This window comes from Lentimonas sp. CC4 (assembly GCF_902728235.1).
Classification (GTDB): Bacteria; Verrucomicrobiota; Verrucomicrobiia; order Opitutales; family Coraliomargaritaceae; genus Lentimonas.
In genome coordinates, this window is the sequence record NZ_CACVBO010000001.1 from 1059948 (window position 1) to 1081632 (window position 21685).

The 21685-nt window shown below is 51.5% G+C and carries 22 protein-coding genes; 5 read left to right on the forward strand and 17 right to left on the reverse strand.

All coding sequences use genetic code 11. From position 1 onward, the window contains the following. Nucleotide 1: 1 nt before the first annotated feature. A complete protein-coding gene (locus GZZ87_RS04650) occupies nt 2-1474 on the forward strand; it encodes a TrkH family potassium uptake protein (RefSeq protein ID WP_162026196.1) in 1473 nt (490 codons plus the stop codon). 222 nt (nt 1475-1696) lie between these two features. Here GZZ87_RS04650 and GZZ87_RS04655 read toward each other — a convergent pair whose 3' ends face one another. Next, complete coding sequence (locus GZZ87_RS04655; protein ID WP_162026195.1) at nt 1697-1933, reverse strand: ferredoxin; 237 nt, start codon at nt 1931-1933, stop codon at nt 1697-1699. Between the two features lie 186 nt (nt 1934-2119). Here GZZ87_RS04655 and GZZ87_RS04660 point away from each other — a divergent pair, with 186 nt between their 5' ends. Next, nucleotides 2120-3031, forward strand: a complete 912-nt coding sequence (locus GZZ87_RS04660) for a rhomboid family intramembrane serine protease (RefSeq protein ID WP_162026194.1) — start codon at nt 2120-2122, stop codon at nt 3029-3031. Nucleotides 3032-3180: 149 nt separating this feature from the next. After that, on the forward strand, nt 3181-5586 hold the full coding sequence (locus GZZ87_RS04665; RefSeq protein ID WP_162026193.1) for a carboxy terminal-processing peptidase: 2406 nt from the start codon (nt 3181-3183) through the stop codon (nt 5584-5586). A 75-nt stretch (nt 5587-5661) separates the two neighbouring features. Here the strand turns inward: GZZ87_RS04665 and GZZ87_RS04670 are convergent, their stop codons facing one another. The 5 genes from GZZ87_RS04670 to GZZ87_RS04690 form a co-directional block, all read right to left on the reverse strand. Further along, entirely contained in the window at nt 5662-6078 is a 417-nt protein-coding gene (locus GZZ87_RS04670; protein ID WP_162026192.1) for a hypothetical protein, read from the reverse strand. A gap of 72 nt (nt 6079-6150) precedes the next feature. Further along, on the reverse strand, nt 6151-6861 hold the full coding sequence (locus GZZ87_RS04675) for an endonuclease/exonuclease/phosphatase family protein (RefSeq protein WP_162026191.1): 711 nt from the start codon (nt 6859-6861) through the stop codon (nt 6151-6153). A gap of 24 nt (nt 6862-6885) precedes the next feature. Continuing rightward, nucleotides 6886-9039, reverse strand: coding sequence for a VTT domain-containing protein (locus tag GZZ87_RS04680; RefSeq protein WP_162026190.1), 2154 nt, complete (start codon nt 9037-9039; stop codon nt 6886-6888). A gap of 129 nt (nt 9040-9168) precedes the next feature. Beyond that, nucleotides 9169-9609: a type II toxin-antitoxin system VapC family toxin gene (locus GZZ87_RS04685; protein WP_162026189.1), complete on the reverse strand. Its 441-nt coding sequence runs from the start codon at nt 9607-9609 to the stop codon at nt 9169-9171. Continuing rightward, nucleotides 9606-9779 carry a hypothetical protein gene (locus GZZ87_RS04690; protein WP_244648135.1) on the reverse strand — a complete coding sequence of 58 codons (174 nt, stop codon included), beginning with the start codon at nt 9777-9779 and terminating at the stop codon, nt 9606-9608. The genes GZZ87_RS04685 and GZZ87_RS04690 overlap by 4 nt, the downstream gene beginning before the upstream one ends. Nucleotides 9780-10398: 619 nt before the next feature. On the opposite strand from GZZ87_RS04690, the gene GZZ87_RS19885 reads away from it, so the two are divergent. Next, on the forward strand, nt 10399-10524 hold the full coding sequence (locus GZZ87_RS19885) for a hypothetical protein (protein WP_280178273.1): 126 nt from the start codon (nt 10399-10401) through the stop codon (nt 10522-10524). A gap of 493 nt (nt 10525-11017) precedes the next feature. Here the strand turns inward: GZZ87_RS19885 and atpC are convergent, their stop codons facing one another. The 8 genes from atpC to atpB form a co-directional block, all read right to left on the reverse strand. Next, nucleotides 11018-11428, reverse strand: coding sequence for an ATP synthase F1 subunit epsilon (gene atpC / locus GZZ87_RS04695; RefSeq protein ID WP_162026187.1), 411 nt, complete (start codon nt 11426-11428; stop codon nt 11018-11020). A gap of 95 nt (nt 11429-11523) precedes the next feature. Then, on the reverse strand, nt 11524-12945 hold the full coding sequence (gene atpD, locus GZZ87_RS04700; protein WP_162026186.1) for a F0F1 ATP synthase subunit beta: 1422 nt from the start codon (nt 12943-12945) through the stop codon (nt 11524-11526). A 44-nt stretch (nt 12946-12989) separates the two neighbouring features. Further along, entirely contained in the window at nt 12990-13886 is an 897-nt protein-coding gene (gene atpG, locus GZZ87_RS04705; RefSeq protein WP_162026185.1) for an ATP synthase F1 subunit gamma, read from the reverse strand. 40 nt (nt 13887-13926) lie between these two features. Beyond that, complete coding sequence (gene atpA / locus GZZ87_RS04710; protein ID WP_162026184.1) at nt 13927-15471, reverse strand: F0F1 ATP synthase subunit alpha; 1545 nt, start codon at nt 15469-15471, stop codon at nt 13927-13929. A gap of 49 nt (nt 15472-15520) precedes the next feature. Continuing rightward, nucleotides 15521-15916 (reverse strand): F0F1 ATP synthase subunit delta, encoded by a 396-nt coding sequence (locus tag GZZ87_RS04715; RefSeq protein ID WP_162026183.1) that lies wholly within the window; start codon nt 15914-15916, stop codon nt 15521-15523. A gap of 25 nt (nt 15917-15941) precedes the next feature. Next, complete coding sequence (gene atpF / locus GZZ87_RS04720; RefSeq protein WP_162026182.1) at nt 15942-16652, reverse strand: F0F1 ATP synthase subunit B; 711 nt, start codon at nt 16650-16652, stop codon at nt 15942-15944. Between the two features lie 79 nt (nt 16653-16731). Beyond that, nucleotides 16732-16938, reverse strand: a complete 207-nt coding sequence (locus GZZ87_RS04725; protein ID WP_162026181.1) for an ATP synthase F0 subunit C — start codon at nt 16936-16938, stop codon at nt 16732-16734. Nucleotides 16939-17026: 88 nt separating this feature from the next. After that, entirely contained in the window at nt 17027-17872 is an 846-nt protein-coding gene (gene atpB, locus GZZ87_RS04730; protein ID WP_244648136.1) for a F0F1 ATP synthase subunit A, read from the reverse strand. A gap of 210 nt (nt 17873-18082) precedes the next feature. Between atpB and GZZ87_RS04735 the strand changes: the two genes are divergently transcribed. Continuing rightward, a complete protein-coding gene (locus tag GZZ87_RS04735) occupies nt 18083-18310 on the forward strand; it encodes a hypothetical protein (protein WP_162026180.1) in 228 nt (75 codons plus the stop codon). A gap of 632 nt (nt 18311-18942) precedes the next feature. On the opposite strand, the gene GZZ87_RS04740 is transcribed toward GZZ87_RS04735, so the two are convergent. The 3 genes from GZZ87_RS04740 to GZZ87_RS04750 all read right to left on the reverse strand — a co-directional run bounded on the left by GZZ87_RS04740 (nt 18943) and on the right by GZZ87_RS04750 (nt 21644). Continuing rightward, nucleotides 18943-19539 (reverse strand): methyltransferase domain-containing protein, encoded by a 597-nt coding sequence (locus GZZ87_RS04740; protein ID WP_162026179.1) that lies wholly within the window; start codon nt 19537-19539, stop codon nt 18943-18945. A 120-nt stretch (nt 19540-19659) separates the two neighbouring features. After that, entirely contained in the window at nt 19660-20943 is a 1284-nt protein-coding gene (locus GZZ87_RS04745; protein ID WP_162051275.1) for an ATP-binding protein, read from the reverse strand. Further along, entirely contained in the window at nt 20943-21644 is a 702-nt protein-coding gene (locus tag GZZ87_RS04750) for a response regulator transcription factor (protein ID WP_162026177.1), read from the reverse strand. The genes GZZ87_RS04745 and GZZ87_RS04750 overlap by 1 nt, the downstream gene beginning before the upstream one ends. Between the last annotated feature and the right edge of the window lie 41 nt (nt 21645-21685).

Genomic DNA, 21685 nt, shown 5'->3' on the forward strand with positions numbered 1-21685 from the left:
AGTGAATACCGCAATCATCTACAAGCTCTTAGGCATGGTGCTTCTGGCACTCGCTGGAGCATTTGGTCTCTGCGTTCTCGCGGGGTTCGCCTGCGGCGAAACTTATTTGGACCAGTCGATACAAGCCTTCGCCCTCTCAATCGGCATCGCGCTCTTACTCTCCGCACTCTTCCTGCTGCTCGGACGCAAAGGAAATGCGAAACTCTTTCGCCGAGAAGCGCTCTGCACCATCGGGCTGTCATGGCTACTCGCCACCATCGTCGGTTCGATTCCCTACATCTTGATTGTTGAGGACTGCAGCATCGCGGACGCAATTTTTGAAAGCTCTTCCGGCCTCACCACGACCGGAGCGACGGCCTTTCCTGAGTTTTACGAATTCCCGAAAAGCCTGTTGTTCTGGCGTTCGCTCAGTCAATGGGTCGGCGGCTTAGGGGTGGTCGTGTTCTTCGTTGCGATCCTGTCCTCCCTCGGCGCAGGTGCGAAGATTCTATTCAGTAACGAATCCTCCGGCACCTCCTCCGACTTTGACCATGGACGTATTCAGAGCGGTGCATTCTATTTGATGCTCTACTACCTAGGGCTCTCCTTTTCCTGTATGCTCGCCTATGCGATCGGCGGGATGAACTGGTTTCAAGCGATCAACCATGCCATGACTACCGTAGCGACGGGAGGGTTCAGCACCGAACCAATCAGTATGGAGCAATTCCAAAGCCCGGTATTGGAGTGGATCTCGATCGTATTCATGACACTCTCCGGCGCGACCTTCGTATTCGTCATCCGTATTTTACGAGGTCGCAGCAAGGGCCAGCACAAGAACAATGAGGTCTACTGGTATCTCGGCATCATAGTCGGCAGCACTGCGCTGCTGACCCTTTACCTTACCGAACTGACTGGCCAACTCCCCGACCACGACAGTATCCGTGCAGCCGCCTTTCAAACGGTCTCAATCATGACGACCACTGGATACTCGACAGTGAATTTTGATACTTGGCTACCATCGGCTAAAATGGTGCTCTTAATCTTGATGGTCATCGGCGGTTGCTCCGGATCCACAGGTGGAGGCGTCAAAGTCGTGCGTATCGTCATCGCCACCCGCACCGCGCTGCGCAGCATTGTGCAATCCTTCCGCCCCAACATCACGAAGCCCATGCGCATGGGTGGTAAAGTCATCAGCGAAAGCGCCATCCAAAGTGTCATCGTCTTCCTCATGCTAGTGGCTATAATCGAAATCGCCTCGATGGTTTTCGTATCTGCCATCGAGCCCTCACTCACTTTTATGGAAGTCTTTTCCTGTGTGCAGACCACCTTGTTCAATGTCGGCCCAGGATTCAAATCCATCGGACCAGCTGAAAACTTCAACTTCCTGCATAGCACCACCAAGATCTTCCTCTCTTTGCTGATGATTCTCGGTCGCCTCGAGTTCTACGCGGTTTTGGTGCTATTCTCACCGACAGTGTGGAAACGGTATTCTTAAAACCCACTGCGCGCGCATATTTAATTTGATCCAACCGCTCCCGCCTTCGCTCTTGGGGCGACGCAGAACATGTCGTATAGAGCAAGCAACTGAGAGGGCCAGGCTTTGCCGACTTTTCAGCTCTGCAAAATATTTCATGGACCTCAGCACCTCTGGAACCATGGACACAAAAAAGCCCGCAAACACCTGCGGGCTTTTGAAATTTAATTCGGGGAACGCAGTTTAGCCTTCGCCGTCATCACCAATCGCTTCGACAGGGCAGCCTTCAAGGGCTTCCATGCACAGCTCGATGCCTTCTTCAGACTCCGGTTGCTTGTGCACGAAGGAGTAACCTCCGTCTTCGTTACGGGTAAAGAAATCCGGAGCAGTTTCGCGGCATAAGTCACAATCGATGCATTGCTCATCGACATAGAACTTGCCCTTCACATTTTCCGGCCATTTTTCGTCTATTTCTGCCATATTTGGAAAATCGAGAATTTCGTATGCGAGTCAAGCGGGAAGCCCCGTCGATCCTGATTTGCATCAAACCAGAACTTCGATTGCAATCCCTCCAAAAGCACTATTCCCTATCTGCTTTGCACTCACGGGAACAGGCTCCCTTCGCTGCGGTCTTGTTGAGTGCTAAACTACCACATTTAACTTTCTATGCTCTACGACCGCCCGTATATGCGCCAAACGCCTGAGCCTGCCGCCAAGCAGACCAGCGCAGTAACGACTCTCCTATTTGTGACGATTGGCATCTTTGTGCTCCAACAAGTGCTCAACGTCAGCTTCCCAGGCCCTGGTGGACGTCCCAACCCCTTTCTAGGGGACTGGTTTGCCTTTAGCGCCGATAATTTCAAAGCACTCAAAGTCTGGACCGTTGTCACCTATGCCTTTTTGCACAGCACCGAGACGATCATGCACATCGTCGGCAATATGCTCGGCCTCTACTTTATCGGTCGGATGTTAGAGCCACTTCTGGGCAAGCAGCAATTCCTACTACTGTATTTCAGCGGCGCAGTGGTTGGCGCGCTCACTTATTTGGCTTTTCACTTCAACGGCCATAACACAGTCGTCGGCGCTTCCGCAGCGGTCTTCGCGTTGATGTCCTTTTTCTGCATGCGCCACCCCGACCAACCGATCACCCTGCTCCTCTTCTTTATTCTGCCAGTCACCGTCAAACCGAAATGGCTCTTTTGGGGACTACTGGGCTATTCGACTTATTCGCTGCTGTTCGTCGAACTACCCGGAAATGCGCACGTCGCGCACTCCGCACACCTTGGCGGCTTCCTCGTCGGCGTGCTCTATTTCCGCTACGTTTATAACAAACAGTCACCCTTTGGCGCAGCGACTAGCAAACCCGTCATCGAAGTGCCAGAGTGGTTTAAGCGCCGTAATAAAACCGCCGCACAGACCAGCTACAGCGTCAACCGCCCGACCACCAGCACTAGCAGCGCTGACCTCCAAAAAGAGGTCGACCGTATTTTAGATAAAATCAACGCCTCCGGCTTCGGCTCGCTCGAGGCGAGCGAAAAAGCGACCCTCGACCGCGCAAAAGACATACTCGGCAAATAATTGCCCAACCTTCATACTTTGTTCCTTCACCTGCCCAAAGGGCACCCGGCTTCAGTCACCCCTTCGGGGCAAACCGCAGACGGTTCACCATCTTCGCGCGACTCGCGCTTCGTCCCACTTTCATACTTTCTCACCTGTCAATGACTTCTATGCTCAAAACCATCACTCGCCTCGGCGGTATTACCCTCGCCGCTATCACGCTCCACGGCCCAGTTTACGGACAGCTTGAGCAGACCAAAGAAATGGCGTCTCAAACACGCTGGGTAGTGAATACTATTAATTCGCGCCACTATCTTCGCGGCACAATGGAGGCGCTCGACGGCAAAGAGATGGTCGAGGCCTTCGCCGAATCATTTGACTACGGTCGCATGTATTTTCTACAAAGCGAAGTCGATGACTTCACCTTCCGCTTTGGCGATGCGATGGAAGACTTCCTCCAAAAAGGAAATCTCTACGCCGCCTTCGAAATCTACACCGCCTTTCAAGATGACGTCAGCGCCCGAACTGATTGGGTCTACGAGCGTCTAACCCAAGACTTTGACTTTAACACCGAAGAGAGCTTTGCTCCCGACCGCCGCGAAGCCGAATGGCCAACCAGTGCTGCCGAAAGCGCTGATCTTTGGGAGCGTCGCTTAAAATACGAACTGCTCAACGAACTCCTCTCACTCGCGGGTGAAGAGAAGGAAGAAGAAGTCGAATACGGCGAAACTCAGAACCCGGACCTCGTTAAGGATAATGACGACGAAGCCTATGACCCAACCAAGGTGCAACGCCTCCTCAATGATCCCGAGTTCATGGCTGAAACACTCGATGCCGCACGCGAAAAGATCCGCCGCCGCTACGAGCGCAACCTCACCTACATCGTCGACCGTGAAGCCGCCGAAGTTCAAGAGTCCTTCATCAACTCGATGACGCAACTCTTCGACCCACATTCCAGCTTCCTCTCTGCAGACACTCTCGAAAGCTTTAACTCTGCCGTGCAAAACTCCTTCGTTGGCATCGGTGCCCTCCTTCAAGACGACGACGGTATTTGCACCATCAAGCAGATACTGCCCGGCGGTCCTGCCGAAGAGTCCGGCCTACTCCACGACGAAGATAAGATCCTCGCAGTCGCTCAAGGTGAGGATGGCGAATTTGAAGACGTCGTCGACATGCAGCTCCGCTACGTCGTCCGCAAAATTAAAGGCGAAAAAGACACCATCGTGCGCCTGCTCATCCGCCCTGGCTCTGCAGGCGACCCATCGATTCGCAAAGAAGTCTCGATCACTCGTGGCGAAGTCAAACTGACGGCCAACCTCGCCTCCGCGAAATTGATCCATGTTCCCGATGCGGATGGTGATCTCATCCCTGTCGGCGTCATCGAGCTGCCTTCGTTCTACGGCAACATCGGTGCAGGCGGCACATTGACCACCACTTCTGACGATGTCACTGAGCTGCTCCAGAAGCTCAAAGCGGCAGGTGCCCAAGGCATCATCCTCGACCTTCGTATGAATGGTGGCGGCCTACTCAGCGAGGCAGTGCGCGTCGCAGGGCTCTTCATTCCCGTTGGCCCCGTCGTGCAAGTGCGCAATCCAGACGGCCGCACCGATGTCCTCTCTGACCGTGATCTCGACATACAGTGGGAAGGCCCGCTGATCGTCCTGACCTCCCGCTTCAGTGCTTCAGCCTCCGAGATCGTTGCCGGTGCACTGCAAGATCACAAGCGCGCCCTGATCGTCGGGAACACATCCACTCACGGTAAAGGCACCGTGCAGGAAGTTTACCACATGAACACCCGCCCAGCCTTCTCTTGGTTCCAAAGCGCAGCCACACCACAGACACGTCCCGTCGCTTCCAAGATCACGATCAAGCAGTTCTACCTCCCTGGCGGCAGCTCGACGCAGCTCAAAGGCGTGCCATCCGATATTGCACTGCCCTCTGTCAACGAGTTCCTACCGATCGGTGAATCCGATCTGCCACACGCCTTGCCTTGGGATTCGATCCCAGAAGTCGAGTGGTTCAACGACTGGAAGAAGCTTAACATTGCCAGCCCAGAAGACCCTGCACTCAAAGCCGCGCTCGCAGATCAAAGCCAGGCGCGCCAAGCATCACTGGAAGAGTTCGCATTCCTCAACGAACAGATCGAATGGCGCCGTCAGCGCTACGACGAGAAGTCGATTTCGCTGAACCTCGAACAACGCATCGCCCGTAAGATCAAAGATCAGACTTATATCGAAGCAATGGACGACTCTTACGAAGCGCTCCGTGAGACCAATTACGCCGAAGAAGCAATCATCCTCAAGATCGCCGAAGAGCAAGAAGCAGAATCCAAGCAGAACTTACTGGATGCTGAAGCTGCAGAAGTCGCCCTCGCAGCGGAAGATCCAGCCGGATCGCGACAGACAGAGCTCGGCATCGAAAGTGAAAGCACAGAGGAAGATGAAGAAGACAAGCCAGCCTTCGACATCTACCTACGTGAAAGCGCCCGTATCATGGCCGACTGGATTCAGATCGAAGCAGCTGATAAACCAGCAGCCATGACAATCAACGTCATGGATCCAGCCGAGGCGCTCTAAGCAGCACGACACTTCATCTTCATGCCACCGGGCAGTTCCTTCGGGAGCTGCCTGTTTTTTTGGGGAAGGCGACAACTACTTCAGCTTCTTTAAAAACGCCTCACGCTTCGCCTGCTCCACCCAATCGTGGCGAACGATCGCAAACACAGAGCCATCTTTCATGTAAATAATGGACGCGTCCTCTTTGGATCGGATGCGAAAGGCCACCACAATGAGCAGGACGAACAGAGTCGGTAACAATCCCCAAAAGACCAAACTCACATCATCCCCTTGAGTCGCCAGCACCATGAGACCAGCGACCACGGCCGCCATCACCAAATATGGTGCCTTGCCTTCGGTTTTCTTGCCATGCCGCCCGATATGCGGATCCAGATTTGAAAGTGCCGTGCTGCGGCTGCCGCTATCACGCCCGAGATCCCACTCATGCTCAATCCGACCGCCCTCAAGTTTGAGGTGATCCCAACGCTTCCCCTTTTTTTGCTCTAATTTCATGTGATGTATGCTGCTATAGATTTCGCGAGCGGAAGCCTTGCGGGTCGAAACCTTACTGACGACTACAAACCGCTATCGAGCGATATCGCGAGCCCCAGCTTCCCAAACAACATCGCATATCAGCGGTTTATGGTCAGATGCAACACGCGCCAGCGATGTGTAGACTGTATGAAAGGATACACGTTCCGCACGTCCCCGTAAGGCAATACGATCGAGTGCAAATAAGCTCCTCTTCGCCGGAAAGGTTTTAATTGCCGATATATGATCAAACTGACGAACAAAGTGTCGAAAATAGCCTCGATACGGAAACCACTCGTTGAGATCTCCAAGGAGTATCACACGTGTCTCTGACTCTGCACTGGGTAAATGATCTAACACGGCCTGCACCTGCCGCTTGCGCTCATTTCCAATAATATCCAAATGCGTGGCAAGTATACGATAGCGGGATTGGTCGATCATACTGTCCGCGATGATCAAACCACGGGGTTCCCCTCCTTGCGTGGGCAATTCAATGCGCTCCAGCTGATCCGGCGGTTCGCGCAGAAGCAGCACATTTCCATAATCTGCGGAAGGCTTGCGCATTGTTTTCCCATAGATCACCGCCGAGTATGCGAGCGTTTGCAATTGCTGCAGAAAGTTGCGGTCAAGTGCGTCATCACTGTGCACCTCTTGCAAGCAGACAACATCGGCATCGACTGCTTGGATGACCTCTAGAATTCGCTGCGGAGATTCGACGCCGTCGCTGCCGATACAGCCATGAATATTGTAACTAAGAATACGCATCGTAGTCAGTTTTACTAGTAGAGCTTACTTAAACCACTTCTTGGCTGCAATACTGAGCCCAATTAGGGCTGCAATTCCCAGAACGAGGTAGAGCCAAGTCTGCCAACTCGGGTCGGTGTAAGCGCCCTTTGCTTGATGCGTCACAAAGACCACCCCTGCCATGCCAGGTAGCATGCCGAGGCAGGATCCCGCCACGAAGGTGCGCAGCTTCATCTTGGAGATACCAGCCACGAGATTGATCACAACAAAGGGCGCAATGGGCACCACCCGTAATAGCGCCACCGAGAAAATACCACGGTTTTGAATCTGCTTACTCAGTTTCTGCAACCGATCGGCAAACAACTTCTCAAGCACAGGTTGCCCCGCTCGAGCACCGATATAGAACGCTGCAATAGCACTGAGTATGGATCCGATGAAACCACACCCGAGCGCCGCCCATGGCCCGATCACTAGGGTCGCGGACACCAACAGCAGGTTGATCGATATCGCCGCAAGCCCAGCAAGGAAGAAAATGATAAACAGCAACGGCAACGTCCAAGCACTCTGATTTAGAGTTTCAAAGAAAGTCTCAACAGAATCTTTATCGATCACACTGCCCCACGCTTCTTTCAACCCTAGCCCAACGAGGAAGACTGCGACAACTGCACAGCCAATCATGATGCGACGCTTCAGTGTCGAGTGGTCGCTATCCGTGTCGGAGGCAGTCATCGCTTTGTTGACCCAATAGCCGGGATCAATCGGATCGTCCGGATCCAACAGTTGAGTATCAGCCAATTTGCGAGTGAACGGCCCTGAGCAACCAATGCTCAGCTTTCGCAACTGGTGCATGCTGCCTTCATTGAGGGCCTCGATCGTTTGATTGATCGAACCTTTGTTTTCGAGCACGCGATCCACTTCATCAGCGTCTGTAGCCAAATGCATCGCGAGCAGGCGGCGCAACAGTTCGGGAGCCGCATTAGAGGCCTGGCCTAAGCCGAGCGCCATCATAATCTCGGAATCCACTTTCATGGATCGGTTACTCAAATTGGCCGAGCCAATCATTACCACTCGGTCGTCACAGATCAATGCCTTCGCATGCACATAGATTTGGCTTTCATTGCCATCTGCATCCCGCACATGCGGATAATACGCACCAAATCGTTTATGCGTATCCGCTGCGACCAGCTTCTCCAAGAGTCGGCAGCGTAAGAGCCCGAGCGTCCCCTCTTCTAGCCAACCGCCGGTATCTTGCGTTAATAGGATCGTCACCTCAGGGCCATCGTCTTGTTTAAGCCTTTTAATCAGCGCATCTGTAATGGCATGCGAGGAGAGATACTGATTCTCTATATAAATATAACGCTCCGCCGATGCGATCATATCGAGATGTAATTGCTCGATTTGAGTGACCTCGGGATAGTCTTTATACCCTGAGTATGTCAAAGCGAAGACCGTATTCGCTTGATCGAAATCAGGCTCTAGTGATTCCGGCCACACCTTGCTCGACTGTTCCACTTTAGGCCATGGTGCAGCTTGCTGTGTCGCCCGTTGCCAACGCTCACGGCAGAGGTCATCGAGTTTATTAGCTGCCGGACCAGAGATAGCTGCATGAATGTCATGGTAAGGTTGATACGACTCACCCTTGGCTGTTACCCGACGTGTGTCCTCAGGCAGGTGTGCGGCCGTATCCCAACGCCACGCACTGATGTCCATTCCCCCGCAGAAGGCAAAGTCCCCGTCGATCACGACCACTTTCTGGTGGTGTGATGCGCCAATGTTAATCGCAGCATCTGTCTCCAATTTTATACGCGGGTGCGGCTCCTGACGAAAGCGAGTGAATGGGATCCAATCGCGCTCCACCAAATAGACCATCGAGTAGTCCCAAAGTAAAATATAGACCTCCAGCTCAGGCTTTTGCTCTACCACCTCGTAAATAAAATCGACAAGCGACGTTGGCAGAGAGTCATCGTGAGACGCGTCACGAATCAATTCCACATCTCCCATCAAGTCCCATGCAAGTATGCAGACAGTGCGCTCGGCTTGCATAATGGCTTCGCGGAAGGCTTTATAATAGCTCGCACCATCGACGATAAAGGCACCTTTATCAGTCTGCGCCTTTTGCCAGTAATTCTGGTCAGGTTTCAGCTCGACAAAGTCTTTGCCTAAACAATTTGTGTGAGGGTCTTTAGCGGATTCGCTCATGAGTATTCATTGCTGAGAGTGTCAGGAAAGAATCGTTCAGACACATATAGCATGATGCGTGCCTTCGCAACGCCACTGCTATAAACCTATATTCAGGAGTTCGACGGAGGTCTGCCTACTAACTTCTAACTACTCTTTTAAAGTTAAAGGATGCTTCCAACGTAGGCCTTTGAATCGAGCAAAGTCGCTGTCAGTGGATATCCATTCGCAATCATATTCAATCGCGAGTGCGCCATGCCACGCATCGGCCACCAATTTCCCACGTGCCGGCAACTCCACACAAAGCTTCTGAAAAATCTCCCAATTCCGCGCCCCCGGGCGCAAGACGCAGGCCTGCGGACGTTTGCGTAGATTATCACAAAACGCCAAAGCCGTCTCAATTGGAGTCGGGTCTTTGAAGATCTTTCGATTTGTCACGATCCGAACGAAGCCAGTCAGCACGGCCTCGGAGAGCCCATATGCCTCATCACCAATCGCCATTTGAGTTATAAAATCAGCATAGGCCGCGTGCTCTTCAATCGAATCAGGCCGATGGGCATAAATCAGAACGTTGACATCACAGAGCTTCATTTCCCGTAACGAGCCTCATCCTCTGCAGCTAACAATGCACTCGGTTGATCCAGATTCACGCCAGCCTGCGAGCCCTCGCTACCATACGTCACCAACTCAAAGGGTGGCTGCTCTTCGGCCTGCTCTGCCCGCAATGCCGCACGACCCGCTTCTGCCAGAAATGCACTCATACTCTGCCCCCGATTCCGTGAACACTCCCGGAATCGCTCGGCCAATTCGTCATCGAGTAATATACTAGTCCTCATAGGTAATATAATATTACTCAAATCGAAAATTCGTCAAGCCGGGGTAAAGGATAGCCTGCAAGCAAGAATACTACAGCGATCAATGGGGCACATGATAGCCGAGCACTCTTCCAGTCATTGACGGACTGCTCGCGGCAAGTGCACTCAGTCACGGACTGACTATTGCAACTCGAAACATCGCAGAGTTCGGGCGTGAAAATGGTCAATCTGTTTGAGAGCTGAGTCCTACTGTCGCAGGCGAAACAACCGCCCTTGAGGCCTGGTCGCGTCGTTGGTGCCCCTCGTTCGATTTGAAGCGAGACAGTGCTGTCGCGGTCTTCGCCAATTCGACAAGCTCATGGTCTTAGACGGAACAAAGCCCCTACGCATTCTCCACGGTGCGACCGTGGAGACCTATAACGTTCCACGATAAATGTTCCACGACGACACCTTTTGGGATAAGTTCAAGCTGATCCCTTTAAATAAAAGGAAATCAACCGTTCCACGATAAATGTTCCACAGCCGATTCGTAGGGGCTTTGCTTGCGAAGACCGCGCGTGTGCAAATGACAACAACCGCTCTTACGGCTTGGTCGTGTCGTTGGAGGCGCTCGGTCGATTTGAAGCTAGGTAGTGCGGTCGCGGCCTTCGCAGAGCAAAGCCTCTACGCATACAACAAGCTGATGTATTAGACACCTCAGTCGTAGGATTGATCGTTCCTCGATAAATGTTCTACAGCCGATTCGTAGGGGCTTTGCTCGCGAAGACCGCGCGTGTGCAAATGACGACAACCGCTCTTGAGGCTTGGTCGTGTCAGTGGTGTCGCTCGTTCGATTTGAAGCCAAGCAGTGCGGTCGCGGTCTTCGCAGAGCAAAGCCCCTACACTTAAAGCAAGCTGATGTATTAGACACCTCAGTCGTAGGATCGATCGTTCTTGGATAAATGTTCCACAGCCGATTCGTAGGGGCTTTGCTCCGTCTAAGACCATGAGCTTGTCGAATTGGCGAAGACCGCGCGTGTGCAAATGACGACAACCGCTCTTACGGCTTGGTCGTGTCAGTGGTGTCGCTCGTTCGATTTGAAGCCAAGCAGTGCGGTCGCGGTCTTCGCAGAGCAAAGCCCCTACAAACAAAAAAACGCGCCTCCTTGCGGAGACGCGTTTTTGAAAACTATGTGTCGGTTCGCTTAGCGACGACGGCCTTTGGAGAGCTTCTGAGCAATCAAGAACTGAATATTCGATTCAAGCTTCTCGACCTCGTCTGGATCGTGACCTTCGGTCGCTGCGACACGAAGTGCTTCTTCGGCACGTGCTTGAGCGGACTCAACGTCGGCTAGGTCGATGTCTTTTACGTCGACGGCCGCTTCAGTGAGAACAGAGATGGTATTACCGATCACCTTGGCGAAGCCATGGTCTACAGCGATGAACTCAGCCCCAGAACCTTTGATTACCTTCAATTCGCCAGCGACGATTTTGGTAACCATTGGAATGTGACCAGTCAAGATACCTGCCTCGCCCGACTCAGTCGGCAATACGACCTGATCGGCTTCGGTTGTAAGGACAACTGCGTCAGGCGTGATGATTTCGAGTTTAAGCATGTTTTTAGAATTTAGATTTAAGAAATTAGATTTAAGAAATGGAAATAATCTCTAATTTCTACTTTCTTATCTCTTATTTTAGGCAGCTTCGCTGCCTACCCCTTCTTGTTGGCTTCAATCGCCATGTCGATGCCGCCCTTCATGTAAAGGTCGTTCTCTGCAAGGTCATCACACTCACCGTTAAGGATCATTTGGAAGCCCTTAATGGTGTCTGCAGTGGAAACGTATTCACCAGGTGTGCCAGTGAAGACTTCCGCAACGTGGAATGGCTGAGAAAGGAACTTTTGAACCTTACGTGCACGGTAAACAGTCTGCTTATCTTCAGGAGAAAGCTCGTCCAGACCAAGAATCGCGATGATGTCTTGTAGGTCCTTGTAGCGCTGAAGCACGTCCTGCACACCACGAGCACACTTGTAGTGCTCTTCGCCAACGATCGCTGGGTCAAGTGCGTTGGAGATCGAAGCAAGAGGATCCACCGCAGGGTAGATACCAAGCTCAGCGATCGAACGCTCAAGAACGATGGTGGAGTCCAAGTGAGCGAAGGTGTTAGCCGGCGCAGGGTCAGTCAAGTCATCCGCAGGGACGTAGACCGCTTGGAAGGATGTAATCGAACCCTTCTTAGTGGAGGTAATACGCTCCTGAAGGTTACCCATTTCCTGAGAAAGTGTTGGTTGGTAACCCACCGCAGATGGTGAACGACCTAGAAGTGCGGACACCTCGGCACCCGCTTGGGAGAAACGGAAAATGTTATCAACGAAGAGCAACACGTCCTGGTTCTTCTCGTCGCGGAAGTATTCGGCCATAGTCAGACCGGACAACGCAACACGCATACGTGCACCAGGAGGCTCGTTCATTTGACCATAGACCAGTGCCACTTTGGATTGGCTGAGGTCTTCTTGGTTGATGACGCCTGCGTCAGACATTTCGTGGTAAAGGTCATTACCCTCACGAGAACGCTCACCCACACCAGCGAATACGGAGTAACCACCGTGCGCCTTAGCGATGTTGTTGATCAGCTCCATGATGACAACGGTCTTACCAACACCCGCACCACCGAAAGCGCCAACTTTACCACCCTTAGTGAATGGGCAGATCAGGTCGATGACCTTGATACCGGTCTCGAGGATCTCGGCATCGGTTGCTTGGTCAACCAAGGCGGGCGGTAGGCGGTGGATCGAGCGACGCTCGTCTGTGCCAACTGGACCACGCTCGTCAACAGTGTCACCTGTGACGTTGAAGATGCGGCCTAGAACAGCCTCACCGACAGGAACCGAGATCGAAGAACCGGTGCCAACAACATCCATGCCGCGGACAAGACCGTCAGTGGATGTCATCGCAACAGCGCGAACGCGACCGTCACCGAGGTGCTGCTGCACTTCGAGTGTGAGGTGCTTATCAACGCCTCCGATGCTGTAATCGATTGTGATAGCGTCGAAAATTTCGGGGACGCTGTCTTGCGGGAAGGCAGCGTCGACGACGGCGCCGATGACTTGGACGATTTTACCGTTTTTGCTCATGGTTAAAAAGTGTGTTGGTTTGAAGTATAAAGGTTAATAAGGAACTATTGAGCCGATGCGGAAGCGGCGATTTCAAGGATTTCTTGAGTAATCGCAGCCTGACGGGCCTTGTTGTAATCAAGAGTAAGATCGTCGACGAGAGTCGTCGCGTTATCTGTAGCAGCCTTCATGGCCACCATACGTGCACTGTATTCCGCTGCGCGGCTTTCCAGCACCATCTGGTGAATGATGACTTTGACGTAGAGCTCAGGCAATGCCTCAAGCACGGCTTCGGCAGAAGGCTCGAATACCATTTCACGAGTGTCACTCCGTGCATCAAGCGATGTGAGGTCAGCAAAGCGCTCCTTCAAGCTATCAAGCACTTCCTGCAAATCAACGATTGGCAGGAGTGAGCGAATCATTGGCTCTTGAACCATGACGTTCACAAAGCGCGGGTAAGCGACTTCGATCGTGTCCACTTCACCCTTCTTGTAGGCATCAATCAGCAGCTTCAGCATGGGGCGTAGTTCAGAGAACTCAGCCTTATCGGAAATGGTGAAATCAGCTACGAGGTCGCGCTTCGAGCGAGAAACGAACTGAGTCGCTTTACGGCCCACAGCGACGAACTTCGCCGCTCCTTTGATCTCTTCTGTGATCTTACGGAACAGATTAGAGTTTAGAGCGCCACAAAGGCCCTTGTCAGTGGAAAGCACTAAGATACCACGTGTCTTGACCTCGCGCTTCTCGAAGAAGGGATGCGAGATGGTAACACCAGTCAGGTTGAGTTTTTCACCGACTGTATCAAGCAGATCAGCAAGCAGCAGTGCGTAGGGACGACCGGCGATTGCGGCGTCCTGAGCTCGTTTCATCTTGGAGGACGAAACCAGCTGCATCGCACGCGTGATCTGCCGGGTATTTTTAACCGACTTGATGCGGCGGCGGATGTCGCGAAGATTAGCCATGGTTTAAATTACGAATTAAGAATTACAAATTAGGAATGTCCTAAGCAGAGAAACCAGCGAGCCACTCTTCAACAGCGGACTTGATGCCAGCTTCAGATGCTTCACTAATTGCTTTTTCAGAACGGATGGTGTCCATGACCTTCTTACCACGAGTTTCGAAGAACTCACGGAGGCTAGTAGTCGCTTCAACAATCTTAGCCACCTCGATCTTATCGAAGAAACCGTTTTGAACCGCCCAAATCAGTGACGACTGAACTTCGACTGGGATCGGGTTGAATGCAGTCTGCTTGAAGAGCTCAACCACACGTGCACCACGCTCAAGCTGAGACTTGGTCTTCGCATCGAGGTCGGAACCGAACTGAGCGAACGCAGCCAACTCACGGAACTGTGCGAGTTGAAGCTTCACCTTACCAGCCACCTTCTTGATCGCCTTGATCTGCGCAGCAGAACCCACACGAGAAACGGAGAGACCAACCGATACCGCTGGGCGGATACCTTGATTGAACAAGTCAGTTTCGAGGAAGACCTGACCGTCTGTAATCGAAATCACATTGGTAGGAATGTAAGCGGACACGTCACCTGCTTGAGTTTCAATGATTGGCAGCGCTGTAAGCGAACCACCACCATTGTCCTCGTTCACACGTGCCGAACGCTCGAGCAAGCGAGAGTGAAGGTAGAAAACATCACCCGGATACGCTTCACGACCAGATGGGCGCTTCAGGACCAAGGAAATTTGACGATACGCAACCGCTTGCTTGGAAAGATCATCATATACGATGAGCGCATCCATGCCATTGTTCATGAAATATTCACCCATCGACGCACCGGAGAACGGCGCGATGTATTGATTGGCAGGATTGTCTCCAGCAGAAGCGGAAACGATAATTGTGTATTCCATCGCGCCCGCTTTTTCGAGCACGTTGATTGTGCGGGCGATGTTAGAGTTCTTTTGACCGACGGCTACGTAGATGGAGTAAACCGGGCGGAAGTCTTCTGGGAAGCTGCCGTCTTCGTTGCGGTGCTGGTTGTTGGTCTTCGCTTGATTGATGATCGTATCAATCGCGATGGTTGTCTTACCAGTCGAACGGTCACCAATGATGAGCTCACGTTGGCCACGGCCAATGGGGATCATCGAGTCAATGGACATGATACCCGTCTGCATTGGCTGATCCACCGACTTACGTGGGATGATGCCTGGTGCTTGTTGGTCAACAGGGTAGATCTCTGTCGCATCGACTGGGCCTTTGCCATCGATTGGGTTACCAATTGCATCCACGACACGACCTAGGAGGCCTTTGCCGACAGGAACGGAAAGTAGTTTACCAGTTGTGGTGGCTTCGTCGCCTTCCTTCAACTTGGAGTAGTCACCCAAGATAACACAACCGACTTCGTCTTCTTCCAGATTCAAGGCGATCCCGAAGACGCCCTGACCGAAATCGATCATTTCGTTATACATAAGACCGGACAAGCCCTCGAGCTTGGCGACACCATCAGCGATGGATACGATTTTACCGGTATTGGATTTGACGGCACCAGCTTCGAAGCTGGCGATTTCTTTTTCGATTTGTTCAACGATTGAGCTCATGAGAAACTAATGGTGAGAAAGTAGTAAGGTGAGAAAGTGCGAATGTCGGTTAGGTGACATTCTCGGCGAGGCGTTGAAGACGACCAGCAACGGACGCATCATACACATCGTCGCCGACGCGCACACGCACACCAGCAATAAGGGAAGTATCTTTTTGAATGGTCGCAGTAATCGTGCGGCCATAAATTTTTGTATATTTTGCTTCGATCGCCTTGAGCGTATCGGCACTCAGAGCATCCGGCGTCGAAACGACGGCGGTCTGCAGCGCGACTTCGCGGCGAACAAAGGTAAGGTAGTTCTTGAGAACCGTAAGATGTTGGCGATGCTTAGCTTGCTTCAAACCAGCAAGCACTTCACCGATTTTTGCTTCTGTTACGACACCATTGTCCTTCGATAGCTCAACGAGCTTCTTGGCAAACTGGATGATCTTTTTATCGCGTTTCATCTGGATAGAAAAGTATGAGGCTTAATTAGCTGTTAGCCAGTTCAGTGGCAGCAGACTCTGAGAAAGTATTCTTCTCAGTATCAGAAAGGTCGCGAGACAGCACCTTAGCGGAGGTAGCAACAACGAGGCGTGCCACTTCTTGACGCACATCAGAGAGCATCTTTTGGCGCTCAAGCTCAGTCGCTTCACTTGCTTTACGAATGATCGCTTCAGCTTGAGCAGCGGCTTCTTGTGTCTTTTGCTCGATCATCTCCTTCGACTGTTCACGGGACTCAGTCAGGATCTTTTGAGCATCCACAGCGGCTGCTTTAATCTTCTCAGCGCGCTCGCGCTCAGCAGCTGCAAGCTGTGTCTTCATTTCTTCAGCATACTGAAGGCCGTCAGCAATCTTCTGTTGGCGCTCGTCGAGCGTCGCAGCGATTGGCTTAACAGCAAATTTATAGAGGATGAAAGCGACCAAGATGAAGTTGATCATCTGAGCGATCAACGTTGGCCAATCCACACCGAATTTTTCGGTGATCATCGTCAACTTGCTCTCATCGGCATGCGCAACGTCTTCTGCATGCTCGAGCACGTCTTCAGCGTGTTCTACGATTTCGTGTGCAGTTGGATGTGCTGGCAGACTGGTGACTGCGTGGACGGCAGCGTCGTGCGAAGCAGCGTGTGCATCTTCAGCGGCTACGAGACCGAGCGGTAAAGAGAGTGCTAGTAGCAGTGTGGTGAAAATGGCCTTCATAGAGAGGAAAAGAGTGGAAAAGAGAGAGTCAGAAAGAGCCGACGGCCCGAAGGCCGCCGGCAAAAACTTGGAAACCAGATTAGCCAAGGAAGATCGCGAAGAACACGATCGCTTCAGCGAAAGCCATAGCGATGATGGACTGAACCAGCACCTTAGGAGCAGATTCTGGGTTACGACCGACAGACTCACATGCCTTGAGACCGATCAGGCCAATTGCGATAGGCACAGCGATGGCTGCAGCTACGATGTTAAGATTACCAGTGATTTCTGCTAGGATTGAGAACATATTATTTAGTTGTTGATTGATTTAGTTATTATCCAGTGCCGCCCACATTTAATCTCACATGGTCCCGACACAGAAAGTGTAAAAGTGTTTAGTGTGCGTGGTCTTCTTCGTGGTTGGTCATCAGGCCAACATAAATCGCGACCAGTAGTGTGAAGATGAGTGCTTGAACCACACCGACCAAGACTTCGTAAAGATAGAAAGGAACTGGGATCAAGTAAGGGGCGATGCCTGTCATGCTTGTCAGCAAGTTTTCGCCACCGAACACATTACCAAAGAGACGAAAGGACAAAGAGACCGGACGGAACATGATCGAAACGACTTCAATGAGTCCCACACCGATGAAAATTGGAAACAACATCAGATACACTGCAATCGGAGTTTCCTTTTTGTCGGCCTTGTTACCAAACAACTCCCATGCGAAGAACTTCAGACCAGCCACACGGAGACTAATGACCAACCATCCGATCATCGCAACCAAGGCCATACCAAGCGTCGCATTCAAATCAGAATTCGCGGGACGCATCCAATAAGAAAAATGACCAGCGTCATCCACATGACCGAAAACACCGACACCTGGAATCAATCCACTCCAGTTATGAATGACGATGAACAAAAACAAACCAATCAATAGCGGGAATGTCATCGGAAATGCCTTCTTCCCAACAATCGGTTCAAGCAAACCGCGTAAACCATCGATCAATGACTCCACGACAGCCTGACCTTTGGCAGGGATCATCTTGGGCTTGCCGACAAATAAGCGAACCGCCAAAATAAACAGGATGGAAATCACCCAAGTGGTCAGGATCGTATTCGTTACTGGAAGACCAAAGATCTCCGTCAACTCGTAGGGAGACGGGCTCACACCATCACCCGCAGCTTGCAGTGATGTTACTGTTCCAGAAAGGATGAGAAAAGTTGGTAGTAATTTGTTCACAAGGAACTAAAATGATAAGTAGTTTTTTTTGTGGCGTGAAACCACCAGAAAGGCGAACTTGATGTAATGCCATTCCCCTTGCGTCAACACCAGAATTAACTTTTTCCCAATTCAACATTAGCGTTGCTTATAACTATTGATATACTTAAGGTCACCTTCTAGACTTGGCCATCTTCTTAAGCCAACTAATTCTATAACCCATTGCCCATCATGAGTAGCCCAACTAATCTAACCGACAGCCTCACACGCCTTCGCGAACGCAAAGTGAATCCCGCTACGGTTAATAGGAAACTAGCAGGCCGCACATCTTCACAGCGCAGTCAATCTAGCGGTGAACGCCAGTTCGCCACCGACACCTTTATGGTATTTGCCTACACTCTGCTTGGCGTCGCTACGATCTGCCAACTCATACTCATTGTCTGGCTGGACATCATCTAATACTATCCTTTGACATTTTCTGGTAGTCTGTAGCCATCGAAGGGAAGACCACTGTGAATACTTTTCAGCTGTATTTGTTAACCGCCCGCTACGCTAGAGATCGCAGAGCACGCTGAGAGCTGACGCAGAGCATTTCACGCAGCCCTTTCCATCTCCTCGGCGCACTCAGCGATCTCTGCGGTTGAACCTTTTTACCAGTTTTAGTTGCATGTTGGTATTACAAGTCGCCCATCGGCCGAACACTAGGCAAGCAGATCCACGCCTTTTCATCCTAGATTCAGAAGTTAGGAGTCAAACGGAGGTCTGCCGCAGATGGCGTAGCAAGTTAGTCCTTGGTAATAAAACGCATACGAGAGTATTTGACGCCGCCTACCGAGCGCAGCGACACTTATTATGCCCTTAGGTGCAACCGAAGGGCGAAGCCATTTGGCGAATCGGAGATTCTTCATAAAACACTGATATTCAGCTTCTGACTACTGTCCTCTGACTTGTAACTACTCTTTTAAGGTTCATAGGCAGAGATGCGCTCCAAAAAGGGGCGCTTTTGCGTAGGCCTTGATTCCCCGAAGCGCTCATCTAAATCTCACAGCTAGTGCTCCGTAAAGATCTGCGCTCGACGCATCTAGAATAGACTACACGCGTCGCGCCACGACTGAGTAATAGCCGTCCATCAACTCCTGAAAATAAGTCTCCATTTCGTGAGGCCATTCAGCAGTGGTATCAATCTCCCACTCAGGGTGCGCCTCTAAATGCTCCACCGTCCACTCATAGTAAGGCAGATCATCGGAGCGGAAACAAAAGCGACCACCCACATCCGTGCGACGCGCGACTTCATCCAGAAACGCAGTCTGCACCATGCGGCGGCGGTGATGCTTCGCCTTCGGCCATGGATCGGGAAATAGCAGCACCGTCATATCAAAACGTATGCGCTCCGGCAGCACCTCCAGGAACTCGCCCAACTCTGCCTTAAAGAAGTGCATATTCTTGAGCCCACGCTTATCACGCTTTTCGATGCCCTTACGGACACGCCATGAGATCAGATCGATCCCGACACACATCTGCTCCAAGTTCTCTTCAGCATAGCTTGTAAGCCAATGACCATGGCCACATCCCGCTTCAAATAGAATACTATCGACCCCCTCAAAGGCAGCATCGCACTCAACCTTCAGGTCGGCTTTACGTTGCTGCTGTCTTTCAAGTTCGCGGGCATGTGCTGGTGAAATTTCCATAATCTCACTTTATGCACTGACGAGCTTCCCTAGGTCAAGGCAGTTGCACACAACAACGAGCATTCTCGCTCAGTAACAGCGAAGCAAACCACCACAGCCCTTAAGCTTTCAATTCAACCACTACGAGAGCGTTTGCACATATGGTAGACTAAACTGAATCGACGTCCCCTGCCCGACCGCGCTCACCACAGAGACACGACCACCATGCTGATGCACGATATGCTTCATAATACTCAACCCCAAGCCAGTCCCACCACTTACACGCGACCGTCCCTTATCCACCCTATAGAAGCGCTCAAAAATATGCGGCGCGTCTTTCTCCGGAATGCCAGGCCCATCATCTTCAACGCTACACAGAACCATGTTCTCTGCTTCGTCATACCGTGCGCGTAGAACCAAACGGGTAAACTGAGGCGCATAGCGAAACGCGTTTTCGATCAAATTATCAAACACCTGCTGAATACGAAAGCGCTCAAAGGCAAACTCCCCCACTCGATCGTCAAAATCCAGCTCCATCATTTGCTCATCCACCTTAAGGCGCGAGCGATAGTTGTCTGATATCTCCTCCATCAGCGACTGTAACGACTGCACGCAACGCTCAACCGGCTCTGGCTTAGACTCTAAGCGCGACAACACCAACAAGTCCTCCACCAACACATGCAACCGCTGCGCATTGTTCACAATTTTGTCTAGAAACCGCGCCCGAGTCTCAACCGGCAACGTCGCATTATCCTCAACAAGCGTCTCCGCAAAGCCCTTAATAATCGTTAATGGCGTGCGCAGCTCGTGCGATACATTTGCCACAAAATCACGCCGAACCACCTCTAGACGCTTCAAGCGTGTGATATCGTGCAACACCAACAGAGTCGACTCAGCGTTCTCCGAAGCCACACCACGCACTTCAGCACACGATGCCTCAAACCACAACTCACCACCCTCTCGCTCAACACTGACCTGCTCCATCTTCAAATTGCGATCCGCTCGATATGTATTCAAAAAATCCAACAAACTCGGCGAGCGCAGCGCCACTTCAAGACGAACTCCCTTGAGCATACGCCCCCGCTGAAACAAGAGCTGCGCCGAATCATTCACAAACTCAATCACGTGTTCATCATTAAAAATAATCACAGCCTCCTGGATCGATCCTAACATCGCATCGAGTTGATTCATATGCCCCGACTCCACATCCGTAAACTTACGGTAACGATCAATCAGCCCATTAGTCTCACCAATTAAGCCGTCAAAGCCCAAGCGCTTAAGCGTCGATGATGGTTCATTGACCAACAAGCAACGATTCAAGTGCACCGCGTCTTTCAACTCGCGAACAACACGTCGCGTTCGAAACACCGTCACAAAAAGTGCGGACAACGCCGCACAAAGTAATAAACTCAGAACTATAACCATTAGATATCGACAGCACGGTAGCCAACTCCGCGAACAGTCTCAATCAAATGCGCATACGGCTCCAATTTTTCTCGAACACGGCGCACATGCGTATCCACAGTCCGCGTCTCAATGTCCGTATCATAATTCCAGACATTCACTAATAAATGCTCACGTGACTGCACACGCCCCTTTCGCTCCATCAATAATTTCAACAAACGAAATTCCGTAGCAGTCAAAACGACCTCAGCCCCATCCACCGCCACACTGTGCAAATCCTCATCAACCACTACACCACCAATTTCGATCCGCCGTGGCGCTGCAACAGTCATAGCCTTGGTGTTTCGCTCCAGAATACGCCCCACACGAAGCATTAACTCCTTGGAGCTGAACGGCTTAGAGATGTAGTCATCTGCGCCAATCTCCAAACCTTGAACGCGATCCTCCACCTCACCACGAGCCGTCAAAAAGATAATCGGCACATCCTTCATCAATGGATCGGCACGTGCAATGCGGCAGAGCTGCAAGCCACTCAGCTCTGGCATCATGATATCAAAAATCATCAAGTCTGGTTGAAAGTCCCGGGCGTAGCTGACAAATAGCAGTGGATCATTCAGCACGCCACAACGATACCCTTCTTGCTCTAGCCGATACTTTAACAGTTCGGTGACGTCCGGCTCGTCATCGACGACTAATATACGGTGGGCTTTAACAGTATTCATACGAAAGAGTGATTTACGAATGTTGTAACATAACGTGTGGT

Coding starts and splice junctions, on each gene's coding strand:
- GZZ87_RS04740 (WP_162026179.1), bottom strand. CDS start 19,539: ATGGAAATTTCACCAGCACATGCCCGCGAACTTGAAAGACAGCAGCAA.
- atpC (WP_162026187.1), bottom strand. CDS start 11,428: ATGCTTAAACTCGAAATCATCACGCCTGACGCAGTTGTCCTTACAACC.
- atpD (WP_162026186.1), bottom strand. CDS start 12,945: ATGAGCAAAAACGGTAAAATCGTCCAAGTCATCGGCGCCGTCGTCGAC.
- GZZ87_RS04715 (WP_162026183.1), bottom strand. CDS start 15,916: ATGAAACGCGATAAAAAGATCATCCAGTTTGCCAAGAAGCTCGTTGAG.
- GZZ87_RS04685 (WP_162026189.1), bottom strand. CDS start 9,609: ATGAAGCTCTGTGATGTCAACGTTCTGATTTATGCCCATCGGCCTGAT.
- GZZ87_RS04670 (WP_162026192.1), bottom strand. CDS start 6,078: ATGAAATTAGAGCAAAAAAAGGGGAAGCGTTGGGATCACCTCAAACTT.
- GZZ87_RS04725 (WP_162026181.1), bottom strand. CDS start 16,938: ATGTTCTCAATCCTAGCAGAAATCACTGGTAATCTTAACATCGTAGCT.
- GZZ87_RS04750 (WP_162026177.1), bottom strand. CDS start 21,644: ATGAATACTGTTAAAGCCCACCGTATATTAGTCGTCGATGACGAGCCG.
- GZZ87_RS04655 (WP_162026195.1), bottom strand. CDS start 1,933: ATGGCAGAAATAGACGAAAAATGGCCGGAAAATGTGAAGGGCAAGTTC.
- GZZ87_RS04675 (WP_162026191.1), bottom strand. CDS start 6,861: ATGCGTATTCTTAGTTACAATATTCATGGCTGTATCGGCAGCGACGGC.
- GZZ87_RS04665 (WP_162026193.1), top strand. CDS start 3,181: ATGCTCAAAACCATCACTCGCCTCGGCGGTATTACCCTCGCCGCTATC.
- atpA (WP_162026184.1), bottom strand. CDS start 15,471: ATGAGCTCAATCGTTGAACAAATCGAAAAAGAAATCGCCAGCTTCGAA.
- GZZ87_RS04735 (WP_162026180.1), top strand. CDS start 18,083: ATGAGTAGCCCAACTAATCTAACCGACAGCCTCACACGCCTTCGCGAA.
- GZZ87_RS04690 (WP_244648135.1), bottom strand. CDS start 9,779: ATGAGTGCATTTCTGGCAGAAGCGGGTCGTGCGGCATTGCGGGCAGAG.
- atpG (WP_162026185.1), bottom strand. CDS start 13,886: ATGGCTAATCTTCGCGACATCCGCCGCCGCATCAAGTCGGTTAAAAAT.
- GZZ87_RS04745 (WP_162051275.1), bottom strand. CDS start 20,943: ATGGTTATAGTTCTGAGTTTATTACTTTGTGCGGCGTTGTCCGCACTT.
- GZZ87_RS19885 (WP_280178273.1), top strand. CDS start 10,399: ATGACAACAACCGCTCTTACGGCTTGGTCGTGTCGTTGGAGGCGCTCG.
- atpF (WP_162026182.1), bottom strand. CDS start 16,652: ATGAAGGCCATTTTCACCACACTGCTACTAGCACTCTCTTTACCGCTC.
- GZZ87_RS04680 (WP_162026190.1), bottom strand. CDS start 9,039: ATGAGCGAATCCGCTAAAGACCCTCACACAAATTGTTTAGGCAAAGAC.
- GZZ87_RS04660 (WP_162026194.1), top strand. CDS start 2,120: ATGCTCTACGACCGCCCGTATATGCGCCAAACGCCTGAGCCTGCCGCC.